Origin of the sequence: uncultured Acetatifactor sp. (assembly GCF_948601915.1) — a bacterium.
Taxonomy (GTDB): domain Bacteria; phylum Bacillota; class Clostridia; order Lachnospirales; family Lachnospiraceae; genus Acetatifactor.
This window is the reverse complement of the sequence record NZ_CAPDXS010000003.1, coordinates 21,752-41,324: the sequence shown is the minus strand read 5'-3', so window position 1 is coordinate 41,324 and position 19,573 is coordinate 21,752. Positions and strand designations below refer to the sequence as shown.

The following is a 19,573-nucleotide window of genomic DNA, read 5'->3' as shown; positions in this document are numbered from 1 at the left end:
ATTGATTACGGCTCCCCTTTCGGGAAAGGGACTGATGCGTCACGGGAAACCCGAAAAAAGGTATGTCTGTACAGCGGCATCCTCAGCATGGAAGTGTTCCAGAGCCTCCGGAAATCCGCGTTCTCCACTTTCCGATTGTAACCATTCCCGCTGCAGTTCGACAGCTCTGCCAGAGAGTCCGCCAGGAAAAGGCCTGACTCGTCATAGCCTACTACAGGAACATAGTGCAGCCATTTCCTGCCGGGATATGTGCGGATGAGAACGATGGGAGGGGTCCCGCCGGCAATCTCCCTTTTCAGCGCGTTCAGGTTTCCGGTGCAGTAGACCGCTTTCAGGCCCTGCCGGGTCAATAGCTTCTTAACGCCCCGCGGGTACACGGAACCGTCCCTGCGCCTGCACGGCATTTCCCGGTACAGCCCCTCACCGGACGCATCCTGTCCGAAATGCCGCAGCACGAAAGCGGAGGCATAGGCGGAGCACTCCATGGCCGACTGGAAATCGATCCGGTTCGGGCCTGTCGGCAGGAACCGGGGCGGATAGCATCTCCGGGCAAAGCACGGGCGTAAAACCCCCATCAACAGGCAGTCTGCTATCGTGATGACCATAACTGTCTGTAGAACGGTTGCCGCCAAAAAACGGAGAAAAACCGGATTGCTGAGCATTCCCATGAAATCGGCCCTCCTTAAGCCTCTATGAGGCAGCGCCTTCCCCCGCCCCTGTCTTCCCCAGGAGCATGCCGCTGCGGGCCGCCACCCGGATGGGTCCTTCCGGCAGTTCCACCTGTCTGCGGCAGTCCGCTTCCAGCCCGTCCGCCAGAATCTCCCAGCGCCCCGGTCCCGGACCGTCCTCAAGCCCCGGGCTTTCCTCGGCCCACATACTATCCTCCGGCAGCCCTACCGCGAAGTCCTCCTCGGAACCGTTATATACGATGAACAGCTCTTCCCATGGGGAAGCCCCGCTGCCGGGATTCCGATCTGCGCCGCTCCGATTGTCCACCCGGAAGGACACCACGCCCTCCCTGTGGATTTCCTGGCAGCCGATCCGCTCCGCCGCGGAGGGGGATTTGTCGCACAGGCCCGGCAGCTTCTTCCGCAGGCGTATCAGTCCCCTGTAATACTCCACCAGCTCCCCGTACTCCGCCGCCCTGCTCCAGTCCAGCATGTTCAGCTCCGGCGGGGCGCAGTAGCTGTTCTCGTCCCCCAGCTTCGTCCGCCCGAACTCTTCCCCCGCCTGGAGGAACAGATTCCCCTGGCAGGTGAAATAGATCAAGGCAGCCAGCCTGTTGGCGGCAAGCACATCCTCGTACCTCGCGGAGAAATCCGCCTCCTCCCCGTGCATGGACAGCACCAGCTTATCCCAGAGGGTGAAATTGTCGTGGGCCGACACATAGTTCACTATCTGGCCGCAGCTTTTGGGCATATATCCGGCCCCGCCCTCCCGCCAGCCTGTCACTCCCTGGAGGACAGCCTCCTCAAACCCCGTCCCTCCGTTGACGAATCCGGGAACTGTCCCGTCGAACACGCTGCCCTTGATGGCATCCCTGGTATCGTCGCAGAAGATGGCGATGCCTTCCTGCAGCATGGCCACGTTCTTCTTCACCGCTGCTGTGGTCCCTTCCTCCATAGGGGAAGGCCCGGCGCTCCAAGGCTCTCCGTAGAGCAGCTTCTCCCCGGGGCCGAATGCCTCGTCCAGCTCCCTGCGGATGCGGTTCATGAGCTCCACGGTCATCAGGCCCATAAGGTCGAACCGGAATCCGTCCACATGGTACTCCCTGGCCCAGTACAGGACGGAATCCGCTATGTAATTGTCCGCCATGGCCCGCCCTGCCGCGATGTCGTTGCCGCAGCCGGAGCCGTTGGACAGCTCTCCGTCCTCCCCCCGGCGGTAGTAATAGCCCGGAGCCGTCCTCTCCAGCCAGGAATCCCCTCTGTGGGTGTGGTTGTACACCACGTCCATCACCACCCGCAGGCCCGCCCGGTGCAGCGCCTGGATCATCTCCTTGCACTCCCTGATCCTCACCGTTCCGTCACTGGCGTCCGTGGCATAGGAGCCCTCGGGCACATTGTAGTTCACAGGGTCGTAGCCCCAGTTGAACTGCCCGGCATCCCCCGCCTCGTCCACAGACCCGTAGTCGAAGAAGGGGAGCAGGTGCACATGGGTCACGCCCAGGCTCTTCAGATACGCCATGCCGGTAAGGGACGGGCCGTTGGCAGGACGCAGTCCTCCCTCGGGACACAGGCTTCCTGCAGCACCCGCGGCATCTGCGGAATGCGGGCTGCCCCCAGAGCCTCCCGCCCCGATGCCCTCCACCGTGAACGCCTTGTACTTCCCCCTGAAAGCTTCCGGCACCCCGCTGTCCGGGTCGTGGGAGAAATCCTTGATGTGCAGCTCGTAGATGATGCGCTCCCCGCATTCCTCCGGGGCCGCATCCGACGAAAAGCCCGGCGGATCCGTCAGCGCCAGGTCCACCACCATGCTCCGTGCCCCATTGCAGCAGCAGCCCACAGCGTAGGGGTCGGCTGTCCGCCTGTCCTTTCCCTCCGCCCGCACTACATAATCGTAATACATCCCGTGAAGGCTCTCCGCAAATTCCAGCACCCAGACTCCCCTGTCCTGAGCCTGCAGCTCCTTCTTCAGCCAGGCTTTGGAAGAGCCGCTATGGTACAGCCGCAGCTCCACCCGCTCCGCCATGGGGCTCCACACCTTGAACACGGTGCGCCCGTCCCTGCAGACCGCTCCCAGGTCTTTCCCGTCATACCCATATCTTTCGTCAAATTCCCTGCTGTAGGCCAAAGCCCCGTTCCGCTCCATATAGTCTGCCAATCCTCATTTCTCCTGATTCCGGCCCGGCTCCATGCTGTCCGCCCGGTTCCGGTTTTACGCGCCGCTGCCGCTTTCCCCATGGCCCCAAGGGCAACGGCACCGCAGGCCATGGCCGCCCGTCCATCCATGCGCCCGTTACAGGCCGTCCGCTCCTCCCGGACAGATTCCATCCGCCCGGTTCCGGCGCTGTCTCCAGTTTACATCACTCCACCCGCAAAGTCAATCGCCGCGCCGCATCCACAGGCGATTCAGCCCCCTGTCCTGCCCCTGTTCTTCCGAAACTCCATGGGGCTGCAGTTCACCGCCTTCCGGAAGACGCGGTTGAAGTAGTAGATGTCATTGTACCCGGAGGAAAAGGCGATCTCCGTCACGGAATCCGAACTGTTCAGCAGCAGCTCCTTGGCCCGCTCGATCCGCACCTGCTGCAGATAATCCCCGAAGGAAAGCCCCGAAAGCTTCTTGAAGATGATGCAGAAATAGCTCCTGCTGCAGCCGATGTATTCCGCCACGGTGCTGGTGGAGAGATCCTCCTCCAGATGCTCCTTCATGTAGATGACGGCCTTCAAGATCCTCTCCGCGTCGCTCCCCAGAGACCGGTCTGCCATGCTTTCGTATACTTTTGACCGGTAAGACGAAAGCCACTGCACAATCTCCTCCGTGTCGGAGAAAAGGGGCACCATGATTTCCGGCAGCTCCAGCAGCCCCTCCAACTCCCCGATATACCGGGCGATCATCATCTCCAGCCTCCGCACATTGGACGCCTTGGGCTCCACCTGCGAGATCAGCTCCTTCAGCCGCTCGAAGGCCCCGTCGGAGAAGAACCAGTGCTGGGTCCTGCACACCTCCCAGATAGCCGCCAGCTCCTCCCCCATCTCCTTGGGAGGCACGGCCTTGTTATTGCGCTGTTCGTATTTCTCCAGAATCCGCTGGAGGATGGCGTCCCCATTGTCCAGCTCCATGGAGGTCTTGGAGATATAGTCCAGGCCCCCCAGCCGCAGGGTGGCCTGGACATAGGAGAAGTTCTCGAAGAAGGACAGCACCACGAACTGCACCTCCGGCTTGATCTTCCGGCACTCCTCCATGAACTCAATCCCGTTCATCTCCGGCATGTCAATGTCCACGAACACCAGGTCCACCGGGTGCTCCCGGACGAACTGCAGGGCCGTCTTGCCGTTCTGCACGTCCCCCGCCACCACCATGCCGTAGGCCTCCCAGTCCATCAGGGACACCAGGCCCCGCCTGGCCAGTTTGTCGTCATCCACTATCAGAACCTTGATCATGTATGCTCCTTTGCTATCCGCACCGGAATGATGATGGTCACCTTGGTGCCCCTTCCGATTTCGCTGTTGATCGTCAGGATGGACTCTCCCTTATAGAAGCCCTCCAGACAGTGGCGCACATAGCGCAGCCCGATTCCGGCCGTATCCCCGTCTCCGTTGTTCTTGTAGCAGAAGGGGCGGTTGAGCTGCGCCAGCTTCTCACGGCTCAATCCGCTGCCGTGGTCCTGGATGGTGATGACCGCGCAGTCCTTGCGCTCATCCTGGAATATCCGGATGTCCACCACCCCCATATCTCCCAGGCCGTAGCGCAGGGCGTTCTCGATCAGGGGCTGGAGCAGCATCCGGATCGTCTCCGTCTCCAGGTATTCCCCCTCCTCCACCTCCATGGTGGCCTCGAAGTCATACCGCTGCCGCTGGAGGTTGATGTACTTCTGCGCGATCTCCACCTCCGTGCGCAGGGTGCTGCTCTTCTCCTCCTTGCCCAGGTTGTAGGCCAGCAGGGACTTGAAGTCCGCCAGGAACCTGCTGATGGACTCCTGGTGCTCCAACTGGGCCATCCACTGCACGGAATTCAGGGTGTTCAGGAGGAAATGGGGATTGATCTGGTACATGAGCTTCTCCCGCTCGGTCTTCTGCCGCTCCTCTTCCTCCGTCTGCACCTTGGTCAGGAGGTTCTTGATGTCCACCTTCATCTCGTTGATCTTGTGCATCAGCTCCCTGAATTCCCTGACCTCCAGGTCCTCGCTGACGGGCTCCAGCTTCCCCTCGCCCACCTCCTCGATCGCCTGTTCCAGAGATTTGATGGGGCGGCCCAGCATGTTCCTGGTGGCCAGCATGATCAGCAGGGCCGGAATCGCCGTGAGCACGCACAGCAGGAAAATCTTCTCATACCATGCGATCATTTCTTTCAGGTACTCTTCCTGGGGCACACCGTTCACATAGATGAATCCCATATCCGACCGCTTTGCCACAAGATAGTAGTCCCCGAAGACTCCCGAAAAGCTGCCGTCCTCATCCAACGCCAGATTCAGGACCTGTTCCCGGGCGAACAGGTCGCTGTTGGAAAAGAGCACCTTTCCGTTTTCATCCAACTGCATGGAAAGATAGGAAGCGCCCCCCCCCTGGGCGCATAATCCTCTATATTGGATTTCATCTCGATGTAGATGTCCAGCGTCCTGCCGTCAAAGACCTGACGTTCCTCCAGCAGGGAGACTACAACGATCTCGCTGCTCTTCCTTTTGGATTTGTGGAGGGCCTGGAACTGGTTCTCCCCGATCTGCATCACGCATCCGGCGGCAAAATCCTTGTCCTTGAAGGCCACGCTGTCGAACAGCTCCTCCTTGGTGTCGCTGTCTATGTATATGGCCAGGTTCACATAATTATTGATGAAGCCGATGGAGACGATCTCATTCTCCAGCTCCCGCCTGCGCTGGTATTTCTCGAAATTGTTCTCCGAATACAGGTAATCCTCCAGCATGGAGCCGATGCTGCCGTCCTCCCCCATCTGCTGCATCATGCGCACCATGGTGAAATAGCAGAATTCCAGATGGTCTATCTCATTGCTCATGTTGGCCATCAGGGAATTCTCCAGGCGATGCTGCTCGACGGACTGGATGGTGATGCTGGAGACCATGTAGAGGGAAAGGATGCAGGCCACCAGTCCGATCATGCTGATCAGGAGAATCCGTCCCTGCAGGGATTTCGTGATTTTTTCCCTCATCATATCCAGTCCGTCCTGACGGCGATCCCCAGCTCCTCCAGCTTCCCGCAGGCCATCTCCACAATCCCGTCATAGACCTGTTCCGGGTCGTGGCAGTCGGAGCCTACGTACACCGAAAGCCCTGCCTCCCTTACCTTTTCCCAGAATCTGTCGAGGGGATATTGGTAGCGCTCCCCCTCCGAGAACTGTTTCTTCCCTCTGCGGAAGCCATTGGCATTGTACTCCAGCGCGAAGCCGTATTTGGCCGCGCCCTCCACGATGATGTCGCAGGCCCTCTCGCAGTGTGCATCCCAGGGCAGGTCGTTTAAGAAAATCAGGTCGGGATGTGCGGCGTACCTGAAATACCCGGTGCGCATGGCTTCTACGATGTTCGCGGCGTAGATTTCGTAGTCCCGGGTATCCGGCAGCTGGTAGACATTGATCAGCTCGCCGTTCTCCTTTTCATAGAAGTGCTGGCCCAGCAGCAGATAGTCGCAGTCCTCCCGGGATAGGAGCTTTTCATAATAGGCCCTGTCCTCCCGGACATACTCGCCCTCGAAGCCCCGGGTGATTGTCAGGCTGTCGCGGTAGGCCTCACGGAGGGCAGTAATCTCCCCCAGGTACTCGTCCAGCTCCTGATAGGGCATGCGCAGGCCGAATCGGTCGTCATAAAAGGGCATGTGGTCGGAGAAGCCCAGCTTCGATACGCCTGCCCTGACGGCTTCTTCCACGTATTCTTCTGCGCTTCCTCTGGCATGGCGGCATCTGTCACAGTGAGTGTGGTAATTTACACGTTGGATTGTTTTGGTCATGGTCCTTCTCCTTTTTTCTGGTTGGGATTGCACGTAAAGGAGGTTCCGGTCGGGGGTATCCCCGGGCATTGGCCGGGGTATCCCCGGTCGTTGGCCGGGGCATCCCAGGTCGTTGGCCGGGGCATCCCAGGTCGTTGGCCGGGGCATCCCAGGGCATTGGCCGTGATTCCCGGCGCCGCAAGAGCCTCGCGCCCCGTCGCGCACCCGGAACCGGAGCCCTGCACAATGCCCCGGATGGGGATATTATACCATATCCCGTTTTCCCCGCACAATAGGAATGGAACAACCTTTATAGATACATCCGCATTTCTCTTTCCAGGAGGGCGTCCGTATGCGTCCTGATGATAATCGGCGTACCGTCATGAGTGAGACGTCCTTCCGATACGCCCACCATCTCTTCCGTCAGAAGGTTCTCATAGCTGCCGTCCGCCATGTGGGCGGCTATCTCTCCGGTGTAGCCCTTCAGGCTGAATATCCCCACCACGCACTCCTGTCCCATCTTGCACCACAGATACGCTACGTCCTTGTCGTCATCCCCGAAGCTGCCGTAGATGCCGTCTGCCGTAAGCTCCGTCCTCTTGATTTTCGCACACCTGGCGATGAAGCCGGAGATGTCCTCCCCGCCTGAGAAATCCGTGGCGTCTTTTTCGAAGATACTGGGCCTGTGGGAAAGCATCCTCTCCTGCCCCGCGTATACGAACGCGGTCCCCTTCAACAGGAAGCTTAGGGCCGTCCAGTTCAGGATGGACCGCTTATCCTCCACATGATGGGCGATCCTGTCCTGGTCGTGGTTCTCCAGGCAGCGCAGCTTCACGAAGTTCTCCGGGTATGTCCCCTCCTGCTTCTCGATTTCGTCCAGGTACAGGGACAGCGGATGCGCGTCCTTTCCTTTCACATAATGCAGGAAGGAGGGCCAGATATCATAATCATAGCAGATATCGAACACCTCGTACAACTGGGAATCCGTTGCGCAGTACCCTCCCTGGCTGCGGATGAACTTGATGAAATGCTTCTCCGTGGACTCTGCCAGCCAGATGGCCCCGGGCCTGACCTGCTCCACCGCTTCCCGGGCCTGCCGCCAGAACTCCACGGGGACTCTGGGGGCCACGTCGCAGCGGAAGCCGTCCACCATCTCGGCCCACATCTTCAGGGTGTCGATCTGGTACTGCCACAGCTCTTCCTTGCCATAGTCCAGATCCGCGATGTCGCTCCAGTCCGGCACCAATGTCACGGTGTTCCCCTGTGCGTCCCGCTTGAACCAGTCCGGGTGATTCTCTATCAGCCAGGAATCCGGCGATGTGTGGTTGTACACCACGTCCAGGATGCACTGCATGCCCCTTTTGTGGATTTCGTCCGTGAGGTGCCTAAAGTCCTCCATGGTGCCCAGGGCCGGATCCACCTTCCGGTAGTCCTTTATGGCGTAGGGGCTCCCGTCCCTGCCCTTCCGGTTCAGGACGCCCGTGGGCTGTATGGGCATGAACCAGATGATGTCCGTGCCCAGGGCCTGGATGCGGTCCAGGTCCTTCTCCACCGCCGCGAATGTCCCCTCAGTCGTATGGTTCCTGACGAAGAGGGAATACATCATTTTCTGTCTCAGTTCAATATTGGTATTTGCTGCCATATCGTCCTCCGCCTCTATCTGTTTTTTTAAAAATAGAATCCCTGATACACGAACGGCGGCGGGATAAAGCGCCCCGCCGCCTCGTCTCAAAAATGCTTATTCGTTCACGGCTGCCGTGACTTCATCAACGATTTCCTGGCCGCCCTCAGCGTACCACTTGGTCACGAAGTTGTCGAATTCATCGATGGGAGCCTGGCCCAGGATGATCTTCGCGAAGGTCTCCTCCTCCAGCTTCTGCAGGTTCGCCCACTTGGTAGCCATGGTGTCCGTCTGGCCGCTGAACGCATTGTAGATGGGCTCATAGCCTTCCTCCATGAGAGGCCTTGCGCCTACCATGATGGATACCAGACGAGGGATGTTGGAATCCGCGATTTCATTCTCCAGATCCCAGTACTCCAGAGAGAAGTCGTCCTTGGGATCCTTCTTCAGCACTTCGATGGCATCCAGGTCGCCCTTCAGCAGCTTACGGCCGGTGGTGTCGATGTCTTCCTTCTTCACCTCGCCCATGTTGAACTTCTTCAGCCACTCGTAGGAATACTCGATTTCGTCAGCATTGTCATACACGTTGAACAGAGGATACACGGCGGAAGTGGAAGTATCCGCAATCTTGCCCTCGTTGATCCAGTCCTGCTCGTAGGCGATCAGGTAGTTGATGATCTGCACTGCCGCTTCCGGATGCTCATAGCCCTTGCGGACGCACACATACTGGGTGGTAGGATCGGACATGGGAGAGTAGAACTTCCCGTCGCCTGCCAGAGGAGCCATGTAGGCTGCCCATTCCTGGCTGCCGTCCAGGGTCACGCTGTCCACGGTATAGCCGCACCACCAGGGTCCGAAGAATATGCCGGCCCTGCCTGCGGTCACAGGCTCAAGGGCATCGCTTCTTACGAACACTTCGGGGTCGATTACGCCGGCAGCATACATCTCAGCCAGCTTCGCCAGGGCCTCCTTGGTCTGGGGCTGTACGGAACCGTACTCCACCTTTCCGTCATCGCCCTGGAGCCAATACTCGGGATAGGACTCATAAGCGCCGAAGATGGGATCCAGTCCCCAGCGGTTCTGTCCTACGGCAATCAGCTGGTCGCCGGAAGCAGGGCCTACGATACCGATCGTATTGTCGCCGCCCAGCTTGGCCTCCACGAACTTCTTCGCCACATCGAAGACTTCGTCAACGGTCTTGGGCACTTCCAGTCCCAGCTCATCCAGCCAGTCCTGGCGGATCCACATGGTGTTCACGCCGCTGGCCGTCAGGTTGGGCGCAGGGATGGCATACATCTCTCCATCCACGGAGATGGCATCCATCAGGGCATCGCCGCCGGAATGGACGTACTGCTTCAGCCTGTCGGAAGCATACTCTTCAAACGCAGCCGTCAGGGGCTGAATCTGGTCGTATTTCAGCATGGCCAGGTACTGGGTCTGGCCTACGTTCATTGCGTCAGGCAGTGTGTTGGACGCGATGCACAGGTTGATCTTCTGGCCGAAGTCCGTGTTGGAGCAGATCCAGTCATACTGCACATCGATATTCAGATCCTCTTTCAGCCACTGCAGATAACGGCTGTTCTCAAGAGACTCTCCCTCCCCGAAAGAGGTATTGGGATCCAGGCCGTGGCCCATCTTGATGGTAACGGTCTCGGCAAAAGGCTGCAGGGCTTTGGAGTCACCGGCAGCCGCCTCGCCGCCTTCCCCGGAGCCTTCTCCCGCCTCAGACTCCTGCCCGGCATCGGCTTCCTCGCCGCTGGCCTCCTCGCTGGACTCTTCGCTGGACTCCTCGGGAGCCGCGGAAGACTCGGATTCAGGCGCGCTGCTGCTGCTGTCTCCGCCGCCGCATGCAGTCATGCCCAGAGCCAGGCTGCCGACTAACATGAGTGACAAAAGCTTCTTCAATTTCATAATACTTCCCTCCATTTTTTATTTGTATTTTCATCGGGATTCCTTCTAAGGACATATTATCCCTTCACAGAACCCAAAGTAATACCTTTGACGAAATATTTCTGCAGGAACGGGTATACGATCAGCACGGGCACCATGGCGATGAAAATCTTCGCCGCGTCCAGGGACTGGTTGTTCAGCTTGGAGGCCGCCGCAATCTGCTCCGCGTTCATGGTGGAGTAGTCCAATGTCACCACCATCTGCTGGATGTAGGTCTGCAGGGGATAGCTGGCCTCCTTGGTGCTCAGCACCAGGCCCTGGAAGAACTCGTTCCAGTAGCCCACGATGGTGAACAGGGTAATGGTGGCGATGCTGGGCTTGGCCAGAGGGATATAGATGGAAGCCCATATCCTCCAGGGGCCGGCCCCGTCCACCAGCGCCGCCTCCTCCAGCTCGGAGGGGAGGTTCTTGAAGAAATTCATGGCCAGTATCACATTATACACCGGAAGCCCGCCTGCCAGCACCAGGCCCCAGATATTGTCGATCAGCTTGTAGTTGCGCATGGTCAGGTACCAGGGCACCGTACCGCCGTTGAACAGCATGCAGAAGATCAGGAGCCACATGAACATGTTGCGCTTGGGGAACTGGGCCTTTGTCCTGGAAAGGGGGTAGGCCGCCATCAGGATGCAGCCCAGGCTCACCAGAGTCCCCAGCACCACCCTGCAGATGGAGTTCCAGAAGGCCTGGAAGAAAGCGCCCTCGCCTACGATCTTCTTGTAAGAGTCCACATTGAAGCCCACGGGCCAGAAGGATACCAGTCCGGCATTCACCGCGTCCTTGGAGCTCAGGGATACGCAGAGCACGTACCACAGGGGCAGGAGGCAGAGCAGGCCGATGATCACCAGTACAATGACATTTATCACATCAAATATTTTCGATCCTACGGAATTATCTTTTATATTCATAGCGCCCTCCTATTCCAGTTCCGCTCATTTTTAGAATAATTTATATCCCGCGAACTTGTCGGCCATCCAGTATCCCAGCGTGATCAGCACGAAGCTCACGACCGACTTCAGCAGACCTACCGCGGTAGCCAGGGAGAACTGCAGGTTCACAAGACCGGCTCTGTACACCCAGGTGTCCAGGATATCACCCGTGGAGTACACCAGCGGATTGTACAGGTTGAAAATCTGGTCGAAGCCCGCGTTCAGCACATTGCCCAGGGACAGAATCGCCAGCAGGGCCACTGTCATCTTGATGCCCGGCAGGGTGATGTGCCAGATTCTCCTGAAGCGCCCGGCGCCGTCCACCGCCGCCGCCTCGTACAGCTCAGGGGCGATTCCCAGCATGGTGGCCAGATAGATGATTGCGTTATAACCGAAGTTCTTCCAGATATCCGTTCCGATTACCAGGGGCCGGAACATGTTCTCCATACCGAAGAAGTTCACGCTGTCCCCGCCAAAGAAGTTGATCACCGAGTTGATGGGGCCCACATAGCCGAAGATGTTCAGCACGATCTTGGCCAGGATGACCCATGACAGGAAATAGGGAAGATATACGATTGTCTGGATAGGCCTGTACAGTTTCTGGATGCACAGCTCATTCAGCAGGATTGCGAACACCAGCGGTACAATCAGGTTCGCGATAATCTTGCCCAGCGCGATCACGATGGTATTGACCATGACCTGTCTGATGTCACTCATCTGGAACATGTACTCGAAGTTTGCGAATCCCACGAACGGCGACTTCCACATGCCCAGCCCGGGGTTGAAATCCTCGAACGCCATCACGATGCCCACCATGGGCACAATGTTGAAAAGCACCAGCCAGATAATTGCCGGTATCAGCATTATGTAATAATGCTTCAGGAACTTTTTGTTGAACATATTCCCGCCCTCCTTCAAGTTTATGAAGTTTTTATTTGTTGATAATGCAGATTTTATCATTTTTACCAAACGCTTTCTATGTGATATTGTCAAAAAATAAAAGTGATCCATTTCCAATTTCGACTGCTTTTATCGGAAATATGATCACTTTTAAGTCAGTTTTGTAAAATTTGTTATTTTTGAAGAGAACATTTTTCATGCCGCTTTGGCAATATGCTGTCCTACCAGATGAAAAGCTCCCTGCCGTTCAGCTTCATTAACGCCTCCAGGAAATAGTAGTCTCCGTAGATGATGGAGAACTCATGCTCCTGGTCGTGGTAGGCCGCGGTGCATTTCTCCAGGAGATTGTCCTCCTCCTCGTTCCAGCGCACCCGCTCCTCCGCCAGGGCCCCCAGCATCTTCAGGGCCGCTGACAGGTAGATCCTGCTCTGGCGGCCTTCCTTCAGCTTGGCCAGCTCTATCAGGCCGCAGGAGGCGATGGCAGCCGCCGTGGAATCCTCCAGCGCCACATCCACAGGCTGGCGGAAGTCCACGGGGATGAAGCCGCTCTCCGGGATGTTGGCGATGAAGTAATTCGCCACACGCTCGGCGGTGGCCAGGTAGGCCGGATCCTTGGTGTGCAGGTGGCTTAATGTAAAGCCGTACAGCGCCCAGCTCTGGCCTCTGGTCCAGGAGGAGCCTTCCCCGAAGCCCTGGCCGCCGTAGCTTTTCACCATTTCGCCGGTCTCTAAGTCGAACTCCACGATGTGGTTGGAGGAGCCGTCTCCCCGGATGAAGCTCTTGCCTGCCGTATCGGCATGGCTCACGGCTATCTGGGAGAACCTGGGGTCTCCGGTCTCCTCGCTGGCCCAGTACAAGAGCGGCAGGTTCATCATGCAGTCGATGATGGCCCATCCCCTGTGGTCGTCCGGCCCCCAGTCGTTCCAGGCCCGGATGAAGTTCCCCCGGTTGTTGAAGCGCCCGGCCAGGTTCCCGGCGGCCAGCAGGCCTCTGTTCCGGGAGGCGGGATTCTTGGTCACGCGGTAGTCCGCAACGGCCGTGGGGAGCCACCGGAAGCCGTTGTCGTGGTCGAGCCTGTTGATGTCCATCAGGCAGGCGTCCAGCTTCCGCTCGTTGTCCTCGGCAATCTCCTTGTAAAGTTCCTTTCCGGTCAGGGCGTACATCTGCCACATCATGCCGCCCCAGAAGCCGTTGGTCCACCAGCCGATCTCCTCCCCGGACTTGTCGTCATGGACGCCGTGGAGGGTGGTGTAGGGGATTTTGTCCTTTGACCGCTCTGCCACTCTCTCCAGCTTGTGGGCCACCCTGTCCAGGGTCTCCTGGGCCCATTTGATTTCCTGTCCGTTTAGCTGCATTGTTCCTCTCCTTTCTTAATATCAAGGATGCTCATCAAAATGTTTACTTCTATTTTATCATAAACAGCTCAAAGTCTCCATCTGGATTTTGTCAAATAAAAACGAAAAGAGAAGACCTCCATATATATTCCTCAAGGCCCTCCCTTTATTTCAGTTTCCCACTTCCGTCAGCCGAACCTTATTTACCACCCACAGTACAACGGGCGGCAGCATGCATACTCGCTGTGCGTTCTCTTTCATTCTGCCGTATCTTTGGCTCAATCGTCTTGTTCAGCTCTGCGATATCACTGCGCGTCACTGTCCGCACCACATGCTTCTGATGCGACTTTGACGATGCCTTTTTCCCAAATGAAAGAACTTTACTACCCATAGAAGCCATTTTAATCCCTTTCCCTTTTCGTAAGAGCGAGGCCACAGATACCGAATCCTGCCCCAGCTCACTGAAACGATTCGATTGTATCATAAAATCATATGCTTTGCAATCCTTAACATGCGCTAATAAACAGAATTTATCCATGCATTAGTGTCCAGATTATCATGAAATGCCTGAAACAGATGCCAGTCTTTTATTTCCTCAAACTCCGCGTCCCTTACCTCAGCGCAGTCCTCTGGCATCCTCCTGCAGATTACGCCGGGGTAATGTATTATGATAAAGCTGTCCGTCTTTCTATCTGCCGATGATGTGGCATCGATAATCACCTCTCCCATGACTCGCCCTTCTGCATATAGCTCTCTGGTGGCAAGCTCACAAACCCATATGAATTTAGGGAAAATTGTCATATTATACAGATCCCTCACTTCATAATTTTTTTCTTGAAACTGTTCGTCGCGAGCTTTCCGGAATGTCCGCGACGATGCCATGAACAGGCGGACGACTACCGGATTTTCTTTCGTTCCGCACTCCTCTGGCATGTATCTGTGCATAAAATCCTTTATACCGAACTGTACACTCGCCAATATGGTCAAACAGATATCGTAGGCATCCGCCGCCTCCATAATCATCCTTTTGTAAAGCGGAACCATCATATACTCCACCTCACACCCGTCCAGCTTCAGTAAAGGCATGTCTGCAATATCATCCTTTTCTTCAGTGCATAAGCTGAACTGATAAGGGGTTTTGTTGTCATCCATGATGCAATAAGAACCTACGGTATCTGCCGTATCGCATATCCAAATGGCACATCGGCTCTGGGAATCATATGCACAGGAAAGCTCTCTTCCAATATGTTCCTTATCCGGCGCAACATGTCCTATGCTAATTACAGAATGCTTGTTCTCGTCACCCAATTTCAATCCCAAAGCAACAGGAATCCCAGATTCAATATAATAATACAACATATGCCGAAATTTTGTTTTTGCCATTTTCTGAGCAGAATAAAGACGTGGGTAAAAGCCTACCTCACAGAAAATCTTGGATATCAATTCATAACTCAACCCTGTAGTCGGCATTCTGCGCTCAAAGCTGTTCATCTCTGCCAATTTGCTGATTTCACTTGGCAATATGTAGTGATATTCCGGATAGGATTCGCTATAGTAGTCCAACAGATTCAGAATCGTGATTTCCGCACAGGATGTAGTCTCTCCATCCTGCATGCTGTAAGGGAATGCCCTTATGTGCAGTTTCTTCCCGTACACAGTCACGTTATATTCTGCCAGTCGGATTTTCCATGGCACTTCATGTGGCAGAAAATATCTGGGGTTCAGCAGAGTACGGCCTATAGAGCGGTTTACAATCGGTCGGAGCACTATGGATCCCATAAAAATCTCTTCCAGCTCTCCGGACAGATAATCATAAAAATCCTTCTCTAATCTTCCATAAAAAAGACACAGCCTTTTACAAAAACGGGCATAATTGAAATGTTTGCTGGAGAAATAGAAATAATAGCTATCGCGGTATACGCGGTCAACGTAATAATTTTCCACGGTTACTGTAAATACGTCCAAATAAGAAAACAATCTCCATAATACGCAGAATGATGTATTATGATCCTCCAAAAATTTACTGCCCTGCTTGAATTCCTGTTCCGATATGTCCAATATCCAAGCGATAAATTCAAATTTCTGTTCATCACTGCTAATCTCAAATACTATGCATTCTTCATCATTTTCCAGACTTACGGTATCTTCAGCCTTCTCTGTATCCCATGCATCCATATCGTCCCTTCCTCACCTCGTAAATCTATACATTCCGTTAAACTCTACAAATACTTTTCGCTCGCATAAGCCGTTTAAAATAGCACGAAAAGAGTCCGCCCTTGCCGTACATTCCTCCCCATGGCAGGAATTGCACTCCCACTTCTCCTCCTGAATCTTATCCAGATAAGAGCAGCCTCCATCCCCATGTGGCATAATATCATCTATTTTGAAGTATTCCAAAGACGCATGTGTCGCTTTCCATCCAAGAGCCTGATAATATACACAGCACTCTTCTTTCCTGATATGTGTCCCTGCGCGGTAAACGGCCAAAAGACAGCTCAATATAGTCGAAAAAGCCAGCGTATCGCCATCCACAAGCCATCCCCCAAACTGGACAATCAGTTGTTCAAGCAAATCCTTCCGGGCATCTGTCAAAGAAACGGAATAACGAGTCTTAAAAATAGGGGCTGTAAAACGCTCTCCTTTTTTAAAATACCATAATTCGGTCTCTGACTCATTTAATCCATTCACAGTCTGCTGTTGTTCCCTGACCAGCAAGCAGACCGCCAGCTTGGCTACATCCTCTCCCATATCGAACTGTCCTTGAAGAATCTCCTGTAATTCCGATAGAGACCCATTTAAATGATAAACATGCTCCATATACAAATATCCCCTTCTATATTATACTACATTGGCATAATCATTATATAAGACATGCACTTTGCTTGTCAATCAAATTTTCCTGTTGCCCAGCCCCCTCAGTGCCGCACCGAGAAATAGTTCATCAAGATCCCCTTGATATGGCTGTAGCGCCTGGCGTAGGAATTCTCCACCCGGATCAGCTGCAGGCCGTGAGCCACGCAGATCTCGCTCTTCCTCCTGTCTCTGCTCAGCACCACCTCATCCTCGAAATGCTCCTTGCCGTCCAGCTCGATGGCCAGCACCGGGCGCGGCTCCTGGCCCTGCTTCTCATAGACCACGAAGTCGAAGCGGCCTGAACGGAACAGGTCGCTTTGGTCCATGTCCTCCGCGAAGACCTGGGAGATGGGTACCTCTTTCTGTATGGTGAAGCGGTTCTGGGACAGCCAGATGTTCTCCAGGGCGTGGTTCAAGTTCTCCAGAAAGGCCTCCTCCGTGGCGGTGCTGAAGGGCTTCACCCCCAGGGCCCTGGAATTCGCCGTCTTGCGGGTGACCCGGGTCTCGCCGTTCTTCTTCACGTACTCCACCAGCTCATACAGGTCGTCCTCCGTGCCCTGTCTGTGGAGCCTGGCAAGGTTCGCGGAGTCGGAGAGCAGGATGAGGCGGTCCCTGGCCCGGGAGGTGGCCACGTTGATCAGCTCCTTATTGTTCTTCAGCCATTCGTAAGTACCCGCCTGGGTCTGGTCGGTGATGGCTGTAGAGAACAGCACCACGTCCTTCTCATCCCCCTGAAAGGCATGCACCGTGCCGCAGGACACATGGGAAAGCCCCTCCCGCTCCAGGGCCTCCTCGATGAGCTTCCTCTGGTTCACGAAAGGCGTGATGACCCCGATGCTCTGCTCCCTGTGGCACCTGGCATAGCCCAGGATTTCCTCCACTTCCCCGGGGGCTGTATTGCGCAGGGCCTCCCCTCTGTTCTTCACGTCCACGTACACCAGCGGGCGCGGCTCTTTGCTCTCGCAGCAGATCTGGAGCCTGGCATTGTAATACTTCTGATTGTTGAATTCGATGATCTTGCGGTTGCAGCGGTAGTGATTGTGCAGCAGCACCTCATCGCTGACCGCGTCGCAGGCCAGGAAGGTCTTGTAAATGGAATTCTTGCAGTAATCGTACTCCTCGGCTACATTGTACTTCTTCCGCAGCTTCCGGTTGGGCGCCTCCTCCAGGAGGATCACCGGGTTGAGCTGCTGGGGGTCCCCCACCAGCATCAGGCTCTCCCCCCGCAGGATGGGCACCAGAGATACCGCCGTGTTGCACTGGCTGGCCTCGTCCATGATGACCATGTCGAACATGGGGCCCGGCTCCCCCAGCTTGTGGGCGGAGATACAGGTGGTGATGATGATGGGGAAGATTTCCTGGAGTTTTTTCACGTTTGCGGTCTCTGTCAGGTATTTGGAAAAAGCGGACGTCTGCTCCTTTTCCTCCATGTCGAATAAAATTTCCCGTAATTTCGCATATTTCTTATCATCCAGTTTCTTCAGATACCGGGCCGATGTGTAATAGAGATACTTGCGCAGCTCCTCCAAGTCGTTGTCCAGCAGAGCCAGGGCATCCCCGTCCGTAATCTCCCCCATCTGTCCGATCCGGTTCTGAATCTGCCTAAGCTGTCTGCCCTGGAGATCCGCCTGGAAGGGCAGCATCTCCAGGGACATCTGCATCCGGCTCTGGTACTCAAGCATCCGGTTCAGGGTCTCGCGGCGCTCCTTCAAGTCCAGCATTTCCTCATATCTGCGCAGCAGGTTGGACAGGTCCTTCGCCCGGCGGGCCCTGTCGTCCTTCCTCCGGTCCAGGGTACCCTCGAATACGGTAATCCCCCGGGCCTGTTCATACAGTTCCCGGATATACCCTATGGCCTCCCGGACCTTGTCCACGTTTCCCAGCCGCAGGACGGGGAATGGAATCCGCTTCCCCTGATACTCCATGGCTGCCAGCTTCTCGAACACCGTATTGACAGGGTGATTGTTATAGGAAGCAAAAAGTACCGTCTTTTCGTTGAAAAAGGCGGTGACGATGGTGTTGAGGATGGTATTGGTCTTCCCTGTGCCGGGCGGGCCCTGGATGTAGGCCACCGGGTACTTCATGGCATTGTGGATGGCCAATAGCTGGTCCAGATTGGTCTGGCGGCCGATCAGGGCTAATGGATAGTTCTTCCTGCGCAGGGGCCTGTCCAGAAGGTCTCCGAAAAAGGCCTTCAGGGGCACCGTGGCCCTGTCCTCGTCATACATCCTGATGATGGCCTGGTATTCCCCGTGGAGATCCAGGGCGATGTCCATCCCCAGACCGATGATGTATGGCATGTCGTCCACCCCTGACACCCTGCCGCTGTGCTTCATGACGCAGTCCTTGATTTTCTCCTGATTCCGCTCAAAATCGCCCAGGAGCTCGTACTCGTCCCCGTCCAGGTATCTGCGGATGTTCTCCTTGGTCTCCCCGTAGCGGAATTCCGTGCAGATGGTGATGTCCTCCTCCGGGCGCAGGAGACGGCTTTTCACGTCCAGCTGGAGCTTGCGGCAGGCCAGCACATAAAGCCCCCTGGCGGTATGGATGCTGAGCACGTTCATGGCCAGCTGCTGGATGGAGAGCCTGGTGGCCTTTTCCTTTTCTTTCTCCGTCCTCCTCTGGAAATTCCGGACAATGGCGCGGAACTGCTCCCCGTCCAGCGGATAGCCCTCCCCGGTAAAGCTCTCCCTGTCCAGGTAACGAATCAGGGCGAAGTCTGAACGGTAGGGCACTGTGTCCATGCGGTTGCACATTTCCAGGTAATTCAGAATCTTCAGGTTGGGGGAGTTGCGGAAAAGGGATCTGTATCTGTAGGGATTCAGGTAGATGTCCTCCACCAGCTTTTCATTGACAGGCTGATAAGACCCCTCCACGATCTGAGAGGCGAGAATGGAATCTATATAGATGGTGTCATAGCTCTCCGTGGTAAACCGGCCAAGGTGCAGGCCGTCTACGGACAGGGTGCGCTTTTCCGGATTCAGGCTCCGGATGCCGATCCAATACTTCGTGACCTGAACTTCTCTGTTCCTGTACTCGATCTGCAGCCATTTTCCCTCGTGGATGGCCCTGAAAATGTCACGGCAGATATTGTTCATCGGAATGCTCCTCTTCCATGGAATGCCCTTCTTCCATTGGCTCCCTGCACCTCTTTATACATGTTTTTGCGGTTTGTCTCATGGCCGCCGGGTCTCCCTCCCTTTCAGAGCGCCGGGAGAGCGTTCTCTTCGCTTAAAGCTTGGCTACATATTTGGCGCGGTCATCCACGGGAAGCTTCAATGCATCCATGGCCTGCTCGGCTGTCCATTTCATGCTGTCCATCAGGTTCTGTATGGATGCCAGGATGGCGTTTTCTCTGCCCTCTGCCCTGCCCTCTGCCCTGCCTTCTGCCCTGCC

16 protein-coding genes (1 of these 16 only partly in view) are annotated in these 19,573 nt (G+C 55.8%); all 16 read right to left on the bottom strand.

Features of this window, described 5'->3' with window-relative positions; all coding sequences use genetic code 11:
* Positions 1 to 5: 5 nt before the first annotated feature.
* On the bottom strand, positions 6 to 668 hold the full coding sequence (locus Q2B33_RS01000; RefSeq protein ID WP_300563818.1) for a hypothetical protein: 663 nt from the start codon (positions 666 to 668) through the stop codon (positions 6 to 8).
* Positions 669 to 690: 22 nt separating this feature from the next.
* Entirely contained in the window at positions 691 to 2,823 is a 2,133-nt protein-coding gene (locus tag Q2B33_RS00995; RefSeq protein WP_300563820.1) for an alpha-amylase family glycosyl hydrolase, read from the bottom strand.
* A gap of 248 nt (positions 2,824 to 3,071) precedes the next feature.
* A complete protein-coding gene (locus tag Q2B33_RS00990; protein WP_300563822.1) occupies positions 3,072 to 4,103 on the bottom strand; it encodes a helix-turn-helix domain-containing protein in 1,032 nt (343 codons plus the stop codon).
* Positions 4,100 to 5,200 carry a sensor histidine kinase gene (locus Q2B33_RS00985; protein WP_300794988.1) on the bottom strand — a complete coding sequence of 367 codons (1,101 nt, stop codon included), beginning with the start codon at positions 5,198 to 5,200 and terminating at the stop codon, positions 4,100 to 4,102. Before Q2B33_RS00985 ends, Q2B33_RS00990 begins: the two co-directional genes overlap by 4 nt.
* Positions 5,131 to 5,826 carry a hypothetical protein gene (locus Q2B33_RS00980; RefSeq protein ID WP_300816068.1) on the bottom strand — a complete coding sequence of 232 codons (696 nt, stop codon included), beginning with the start codon at positions 5,824 to 5,826 and terminating at the stop codon, positions 5,131 to 5,133. Before Q2B33_RS00980 ends, Q2B33_RS00985 begins: the two co-directional genes overlap by 70 nt.
* Positions 5,823 to 6,614 (bottom strand): histidinol-phosphatase, encoded by a 792-nt coding sequence (locus Q2B33_RS00975; RefSeq protein ID WP_300563828.1) that lies wholly within the window; start codon positions 6,612 to 6,614, stop codon positions 5,823 to 5,825. Before Q2B33_RS00975 ends, Q2B33_RS00980 begins: the two co-directional genes overlap by 4 nt.
* Before the next feature lie 289 nt (positions 6,615 to 6,903).
* On the bottom strand, positions 6,904 to 8,235 hold the full coding sequence (locus tag Q2B33_RS00970; protein ID WP_300563830.1) for an alpha-amylase family glycosyl hydrolase: 1,332 nt from the start codon (positions 8,233 to 8,235) through the stop codon (positions 6,904 to 6,906).
* Positions 8,236 to 8,331: 96 nt separating this feature from the next.
* On the bottom strand, positions 8,332 to 10,125 hold the full coding sequence (locus Q2B33_RS00965) for an extracellular solute-binding protein (protein ID WP_300563832.1): 1,794 nt from the start codon (positions 10,123 to 10,125) through the stop codon (positions 8,332 to 8,334).
* Positions 10,126 to 10,181: 56 nt separating this feature from the next.
* Positions 10,182 to 11,069 carry a carbohydrate ABC transporter permease gene (locus Q2B33_RS00960; RefSeq protein WP_300563834.1) on the bottom strand — a complete coding sequence of 296 codons (888 nt, stop codon included), beginning with the start codon at positions 11,067 to 11,069 and terminating at the stop codon, positions 10,182 to 10,184.
* A gap of 30 nt (positions 11,070 to 11,099) precedes the next feature.
* A complete protein-coding gene (locus tag Q2B33_RS00955) occupies positions 11,100 to 11,990 on the bottom strand; it encodes a sugar ABC transporter permease (RefSeq protein WP_296476119.1) in 891 nt (296 codons plus the stop codon).
* Positions 11,991 to 12,211: 221 nt separating this feature from the next.
* Entirely contained in the window at positions 12,212 to 13,345 is a 1,134-nt protein-coding gene (locus tag Q2B33_RS00950) for a glycoside hydrolase family 88 protein (RefSeq protein WP_300563837.1), read from the bottom strand.
* A 178-nt stretch (positions 13,346 to 13,523) separates the two neighbouring features.
* Positions 13,524 to 13,862, bottom strand: a complete 339-nt coding sequence (locus Q2B33_RS00945) for a hypothetical protein (protein WP_300563839.1) — start codon at positions 13,860 to 13,862, stop codon at positions 13,524 to 13,526.
* On the bottom strand, positions 13,841 to 15,499 hold the full coding sequence (locus Q2B33_RS00940; RefSeq protein WP_300563841.1) for a hypothetical protein: 1,659 nt from the start codon (positions 15,497 to 15,499) through the stop codon (positions 13,841 to 13,843). The genes Q2B33_RS00945 and Q2B33_RS00940 overlap by 22 nt, the downstream gene beginning before the upstream one ends.
* Before the next feature lie 12 nt (positions 15,500 to 15,511).
* Complete coding sequence (locus tag Q2B33_RS00935) at positions 15,512 to 16,141, bottom strand: hypothetical protein (protein ID WP_300563843.1); 630 nt, start codon at positions 16,139 to 16,141, stop codon at positions 15,512 to 15,514.
* Between the two features lie 98 nt (positions 16,142 to 16,239).
* Positions 16,240 to 19,275 (bottom strand): AAA domain-containing protein, encoded by a 3,036-nt coding sequence (locus Q2B33_RS00930; RefSeq protein ID WP_300563845.1) that lies wholly within the window; start codon positions 19,273 to 19,275, stop codon positions 16,240 to 16,242.
* Between the two features lie 133 nt (positions 19,276 to 19,408).
* Positions 19,409 to 19,573 carry the 3' end of a hypothetical protein gene (locus Q2B33_RS24410; protein ID WP_300913833.1) on the bottom strand. Its footprint extends 582 nt past the window's final position, so 165 of the gene's 747 nt are visible here — the last part of the coding sequence; its start codon lies beyond the right edge, outside the window — the gene reads right to left on this strand; the stop codon is at positions 19,409 to 19,411.

What these genes read in the sequence shown, in the direction of transcription:
- Q2B33_RS00935 (WP_300563843.1), bottom strand. Translation starts at nt 16,141, where the DNA reads ATGGAGCATGTTTATCATTTAAATGGGTCTCTATCGGAATTACAGGAG.
- Q2B33_RS00975 (WP_300563828.1), bottom strand. Translation starts at nt 6,614, where the DNA reads ATGACCAAAACAATCCAACGTGTAAATTACCACACTCACTGTGACAGA.
- Q2B33_RS00955 (WP_296476119.1), bottom strand. Translation starts at nt 11,990, where the DNA reads ATGTTCAACAAAAAGTTCCTGAAGCATTATTACATAATGCTGATACCG.
- Q2B33_RS00945 (WP_300563839.1), bottom strand. Translation starts at nt 13,862, where the DNA reads ATGGATAAATTCTGTTTATTAGCGCATGTTAAGGATTGCAAAGCATAT.
- Q2B33_RS00980 (WP_300816068.1), bottom strand. Translation starts at nt 5,826, where the DNA reads ATGATGAGGGAAAAAATCACGAAATCCCTGCAGGGACGGATTCTCCTG.
- Q2B33_RS00940 (WP_300563841.1), bottom strand. Translation starts at nt 15,499, where the DNA reads ATGGATGCATGGGATACAGAGAAGGCTGAAGATACCGTAAGTCTGGAA.
- Q2B33_RS01000 (WP_300563818.1), bottom strand. Translation starts at nt 668, where the DNA reads ATGGGAATGCTCAGCAATCCGGTTTTTCTCCGTTTTTTGGCGGCAACC.
- Q2B33_RS00965 (WP_300563832.1), bottom strand. Translation starts at nt 10,125, where the DNA reads ATGAAATTGAAGAAGCTTTTGTCACTCATGTTAGTCGGCAGCCTGGCT.
- Q2B33_RS00950 (WP_300563837.1), bottom strand. Translation starts at nt 13,345, where the DNA reads ATGCAGCTAAACGGACAGGAAATCAAATGGGCCCAGGAGACCCTGGAC.
- Q2B33_RS00990 (WP_300563822.1), bottom strand. Translation starts at nt 4,103, where the DNA reads ATGATCAAGGTTCTGATAGTGGATGACGACAAACTGGCCAGGCGGGGC.
- Q2B33_RS00985 (WP_300794988.1), bottom strand. Translation starts at nt 5,200, where the DNA reads ATGCAGTTGGATGAAAACGGAAAGGTGCTCTTTTCCAACAGCGACCTG.
- Q2B33_RS00970 (WP_300563830.1), bottom strand. Translation starts at nt 8,235, where the DNA reads ATGGCAGCAAATACCAATATTGAACTGAGACAGAAAATGATGTATTCC.
- Q2B33_RS00960 (WP_300563834.1), bottom strand. Translation starts at nt 11,069, where the DNA reads ATGAATATAAAAGATAATTCCGTAGGATCGAAAATATTTGATGTGATA.
- Q2B33_RS00930 (WP_300563845.1), bottom strand. Translation starts at nt 19,275, where the DNA reads ATGAACAATATCTGCCGTGACATTTTCAGGGCCATCCACGAGGGAAAA.